At 73.2% G+C, this 5,361-nt stretch carries 3 protein-coding genes; all 3 read right to left on the reverse strand.

Annotation, left to right across the window (positions count from 1 at the left end):
- Positions 1–202: 202 nt before the first annotated feature.
- Positions 203–2,761 carry an FtsX-like permease family protein gene (locus ACFWA9_RS38035; protein WP_380393946.1) on the reverse strand — a complete coding sequence of 853 codons (2,559 nt, stop codon included), beginning with the start codon at positions 2,759–2,761 and terminating at the stop codon, positions 203–205.
- Positions 2,755–3,498 carry an ABC transporter ATP-binding protein gene (locus tag ACFWA9_RS38040; protein WP_329488967.1) on the reverse strand — a complete coding sequence of 248 codons (744 nt, stop codon included), beginning with the start codon at positions 3,496–3,498 and terminating at the stop codon, positions 2,755–2,757. The genes ACFWA9_RS38035 and ACFWA9_RS38040 overlap by 7 nt, the downstream gene beginning before the upstream one ends.
- A gap of 238 nt (positions 3,499–3,736) precedes the next feature.
- Entirely contained in the window at positions 3,737–4,753 is a 1,017-nt protein-coding gene (locus ACFWA9_RS38045) for a LuxR C-terminal-related transcriptional regulator (protein ID WP_329488966.1), read from the reverse strand.
- Between the last annotated feature and the right edge of the window lie 608 nt (positions 4,754–5,361).

The raw sequence follows: 5,361 nt of genomic DNA on the forward strand, positions 1-5,361 counted from the left end.
CAGGTAGGTCTGCTCGTCGACAATCTGCTCAGCCATGACGCTCCCGAGTTCACGGTGGGATGGGATTCCCGGCCAGTCTGCGCAGCGTCGCTATAACGCCCCTATACGCCGCCGGGCCGGCCGCTCCGGGGCCGCCGCCGGAAACCGGAAGTGCCGGGAACTCCGATGGAGTTCACGGCACTTGGAGCCGCTGGCGGGGTGGTCAGGCCGAACCGGCGGCCCCGCGCAGGATGCCCTGGCCGTCGCGGTCGCGCAGCGCGAGCGCGGCCGGCAGCACCGCCGAGACGAGCGCGATGGCCGCGCAGCAGGCGGCGAGCACGCCCATCGTGCCCCAGGGCACCATCGCGGGCGTCGGGCCGACCAGGTTGGTCAGGGCCGCCCAGGAGCCGCCGATGCTGATCGCGGTACCGAGCAGGCCGAGGAACGTCCCGGCCGCCACGCACAGCATCGTCTCGACGGCGACGGTGCGCAGCACCTGGGCCTTGGTGGCGCCGGCCAGGCGCAGCAGCGACAGCTCCTTCCTGCGGTCGGCGACGGTCATCACCAGCGAGTTGGCCAGCGCGATGGCCGCGTAGCAGATCGCCAGGCCGAGGATCATCAGCAGGGCGTTCCAGGAGGCCTCCTCGTTGCTGTCGGTGGCCGCCGACCAGGTCTCCTCCGAGGTCGCGAGCTTGGCGCCCAGCCCCTGCACGGCCGCCCGCAGGGCGTCGGCGGCCTGCTGCCGATCGGTGCCGGGCAGCACCCGCAGGTGGATCTGGCTCGCCAGGGCCTGGCCGCCGACCCCGCCGGTGACGGCGTTGTGCCCGGTCACCCAGGCCTGGACCGTCTCGGCGCCGGTGCCGAGGACGGCGGCGACCCGCAGGGTCCGGGGGGTGCCGTCGGCCAGCCAGACCGGGACCTGCTGCCCGGTCCGCGGCGAGCCGGGCCAGGTGCGGCTGAGCACGATCGAGTCGGGGCCGAGGTCGGCCAGCGAGCCCTCGACGACCGGGAGCCGGTCGACCTCGGCCAGCGCGGCGGCGTCCGCCGTCGCGGCGGGGAAGGCGACCAGGGCCTGGCCGTCCTGGTCGGCCATCACCAGGGTCGGGGTGATGACCAGGCTCCGCACGCCGGGGACGGCGCGCACCCGGTCCACCACCGTCCGGCTCAGCCCGGGCGTGCCGGCCGGTGCGACGACGAAGTCGGTGGCGGCCAGCTGGCCGCGGACCTCGGTGACCTTCGAGCGGTTGATGGTGTCGACGCTGCCGAGCAGGCAGCCGGCGAAGGCGACGACCAGCACCACCGGGGTGGTGGTGGCGGCGGTGCGCCGGAAGGCCGTCAGCGCGCTCTGCCGGGCGGTGGCCCAGACGATGCCGCCGCCGTCCTCGGCGGGGCGGCCGCGCAGCCGGGCCGAGAGCGTGGGCAGCACCGTCAGCAGCCGGATCACCGGGGTGGCCAGCACGCCCGCGAGCAGGACGCAGCCGCCGACGACGGCCAGCAGCAGTCCGAGCGAGTCGGCGGCGCTGGCCGCGGCGTCGGGCCAGGTCCGGGCCACCACCACGAGCGCCGCGATGCCGCCGCCGAGCACGAGCAGGCCGCTGATCCAGCGGACCGCCAGGGCGACCCGCGAGCGCCGCTCCACGTCGGCCTCCATCAGCGCCTCGCCGGGGCTGACCAGTCCGGCCTTGAACGAGGAGAGCACCACGCCGGCCATCGCGGTCAGCAGTCCGATCAGGGCCGCGACGAGCAGCCCCCACCAGCTGATCGGGACGGTGAAGTCGGCCGGCACCATGTCGTGGTCGATCAGCCAGCGGCCGGCCAGCGGCGCCCCGACCGCACCGAGCACGCAGCCCGTGGCGGAGGCCAGCAGGCCGACCAGCAGGGCCTCCCGGTTGACCAGGGTGCGCAGCTGCTTGCGGGTGGCGCCGATCAGGCGGAGCAGGGCGAGCTCACGGCGGCGCTGGGCGATCGACAGCGCGAAGGTGCCCGCGACCACGAACACCGCGGTGCCGCCGGAGACCGCGGCGGAGAGCCCGAGCGGGGTCTGCACGTTGTCGAGCTGGCCGGCGACGTCGATGTGGTGCGGGTCCAGCTGGCTGCGCTCGGCACCGGTCAGCACCCGGGCGGTGGTCGCGCCGCCGGCGCTGGCCACCGCCTGGCGGACCGCGTCGACGGGGCCGAAGGCGGCCAGCACGCCGACGGCGGGGCAGAAGCGGGCGGCCTGCGCGTCGGTGAAGAAGACGGCGTGCTCGAACGGCTCCGCCTCGGTGACGCCGGAGACGGTCGCGCTGTGCAGGCCGTCGGCGGTGACGTACTGGACGCGCCGGCCGACCTGGTCGGGGCTGCCGCCGCCGATGACGATCTGCTCGTCGGTGGTCGGCGCCGAGCCGGCGGTCAGCCGGTAGCCGCCGAGCTCCGCACTGGACCAGGCGCGTCCGACCTGGTCGTGCGGGCCGTCCGCGAGCTGGGCGTAGAAGGTGCGGTCCTCGACCGTCCGGCCGGTGGCGGCCACCGCGGCGATCAGCTCGGCCGGCAGGCCCTGCTGCTTGGCCACCGGGGTCGGGGAGACGTCGCCGTCGTCCCGCCTGAAGTCCAGGGTGTGGAAGGCGGACACCAGGACGGGGGCCTGCGAGAAGCGCTGGCGTTCCTGGTCGGGGATGTCCGAGGTGGCGGCCATGACCAGGATCGAGGTCGCCATCAGGGCGACGCCGCAGGCCAGGGCGACGAAGCTGCCGACGAACGAGGCCCAGCGCAGCTTGATGGTGGCGAGGGCGAGGCTCAGCATGCCACGGCCTCCAGCGCGGTCATCCGGGCGGCGACCTGCTCGGCGGTGGGCCGCTCCAGCGAGCCGGCCAGCCGGCCGTCGCGGAGGAAGACCACGCGGTCGGCGTAGGAGGCGGCGACCGGGTCGTGGGTGACCATGACCACGGCGCGGCTGGGCTCGTCGGCCATGGAGCGCAGCAGGGCCAGGACCTCGCGGCCGCTCTTGGTGTCCAGGGCGCCGGTCGGCTCGTCGGCCAGCAGCACCGCGGGGCGGGTGATCAGCGCGCGGGCGATGGCCACCCGCTGCTGCTGGCCGCCGGAGAGCTCGCCCGGCCGGTGTCCGGCCCGCTCGGCGAGGCCGACCACGGCCAGCGCGGCGGTCACCTCGGAGGGCGCGGGGTGCCGGCCGGCCAGCTTGGCCGGGAGCGCCACGTTCTGCGCCGCGGTCAGGGCGGGCAGCAGGTTGAAGGACTGGAAGACGAAGCCGATCTTCTCCCGGCGCAGCACGGTCAGGTCGTTGTCGCGCAGGCCGCCCAGGGCGGTGCCGTCGACCCGCACCTCCCCCTGGTCGATCGGCTCCAGGCCCGCGGCGGACCGCAGCAGGGTCGACTTGCCGGAGCCGGAGGGGCCCATGACGGCGGTGAAGGTCCCGAAGGGGAACCCGACACTCACGTCGTCCAGGCCGACGACCGGCTCGGGTCCGCGTCGGTAGGTCCGGCAGACCGATCGGAGTTCAACGGCAAAGTCCGTGGCGTTCATAGTCTCAGCCCATCAGTCGGGGTGGGTGCGGCTCAATGGCCTGGGATTCAGTCCCGGGGTATGGCTGGCTACACCCCCGGTGGCACGGGGCGGCCGGCCCGGCCCGCGAGGACGGGGATGCGGCGGGTTGGGTTTCCCCGGGGCGCGCCACCGGCGTTCCCGCCCCGGGCCGGACGCCGACGCTCCCGACCGGGCCGAGCGCCGCCGGCCCCGGGTCCGGGTCCGGCGGCGGCCGGTGTCAGGAGAGCAGGGCGGGATCGACCCAGCCGTGCTGGAGCGCCATCATCCCGGCCTGGAACTTCGTCTTGGCGCCCAGCTGGGCGGCCAGCTCGGCGGTGCCGCGCCGTACGGTGCGGACCGAGACGCCGAGCCTGCGGGCGATCATCTCGTCGGTGGCGCCCTTGGCCAGCAGGACCAGGATGGCCTGCGATCGCGGGGACAGTTCGGGCTGTTCCCGGCCGACCGGAGCCTCCGGCTCGGAGGCGACCGGCAGGGAGCTCTGCCAGACCCGCTCGAACAGTTCGCACAGCGCGCCGACCACTCCGTGGCCGCGCAGCACGAGGGCGCCCCTGCGGGTCTCCTCGGGGTCCACCGGAACAATAGCGGTGGACCGGTCATAGATCACCATGCGCGGCGGAAGCGTCGGCGCGACGCGCACCTGGGCGCCCTGCTCCGTCAGCCAATGAGCATACGCAATGGTGTTGTTGTCGTTCTTGATGCTCTCCAGGTAGATCGAGCGCAGCCGGACCCCGCCGCGCAGCACCCGCAGGTCCAGCGGGCGGCTGGCCTCGATGTTCGCCTCGGACATCACCCCCGAGGTGACGAAGCCCAGCACCTCCTCGGTGCAGCCGGTCGCCAGCGACTCGATCCGCAGCCGGATCGAGTCGATCCCCTCCAGCACCTCGACGTCCGCGCTCTTGCGGGAGGACCTGGTCAGGTTGGCGTACTCGGCGACCACCTCGACGAGGTCGCGGCGGCCCTGCTCGATCTCCAGCAGGCGCCGCTGGAGCTCGGCCTCCCGGCGGTCGAGCAGGTAGCGCAGCCCGACCTCCGGTTCCACCGGCTTCAGCACGCCCGGGTCCTGCCAGGACGGTCTCAGCAGCGCGAGGCGGGCGAGCTCGTCCAGGGAGGACCGCACCCGGGCCTCGGTCCAGCCGAGCCGGCCGGCGATGTCGGCGGGTCCGCTCTGCGGATCCTTGAGCATTTCTTTGTAGACCGAACCGGCCTCGGCACCGAGGCCCAGCTTCTCCAGCATTGCCGTGAATCCAATTGTCCAGGGAGGGTTGTCTGATGGGCCGTCAAGAATCAGTCGACATTGGACAGTCGGAATGCGAAGAGGCTGGACACAGGCGCGGTCTGATCACGCGAAGCAGGTCTGACATGGTGAAACGTCCCCCGAGGAATCTCTGAACTTCTTCACACGGGGGCCTTGAATATGGCTGCCCCCCGGCTGGGCCGAGCCACGGAAATGTCACTCCCTGCACGCCCCCGGTCGAGTTTCTGTCATCGAATGACATGAAGTCAAGTAATGGACACCCAGGGTGGCGGAAGGGCATTTTTCGGCCACCGCAAACCACTCGATATAAGCAATCGTGATTTCCACCACGCCCCGGACCGCCCCGATCCGGGGCCCGCGCACCCCTCGTGACCTGCGCCGGAAGGCACGCCGACGGCCGGATCCGGCGGTATAGAGCGTCTATAGCGGGCCACCGCAGACTTCCCGGGCAGTCGGACGAGTGTGCGGGCAGCCGGCCCGCCCAACAGCTCGGCCGTCCCGTGCATCCAGCCGCCCATGGCGGCACCGGCCTCAACCGACCTGGGAGCGTCATGGCTGAGCAGATTGTCGACGAGCAGAGCTACCTC

Origin of the sequence: Kitasatospora sp. NPDC059973 (assembly GCF_042737525.1) — a bacterium.
In the GTDB taxonomy this organism is placed as follows: domain Bacteria; phylum Actinomycetota; class Actinomycetes; order Streptomycetales; family Streptomycetaceae; genus Kitasatospora.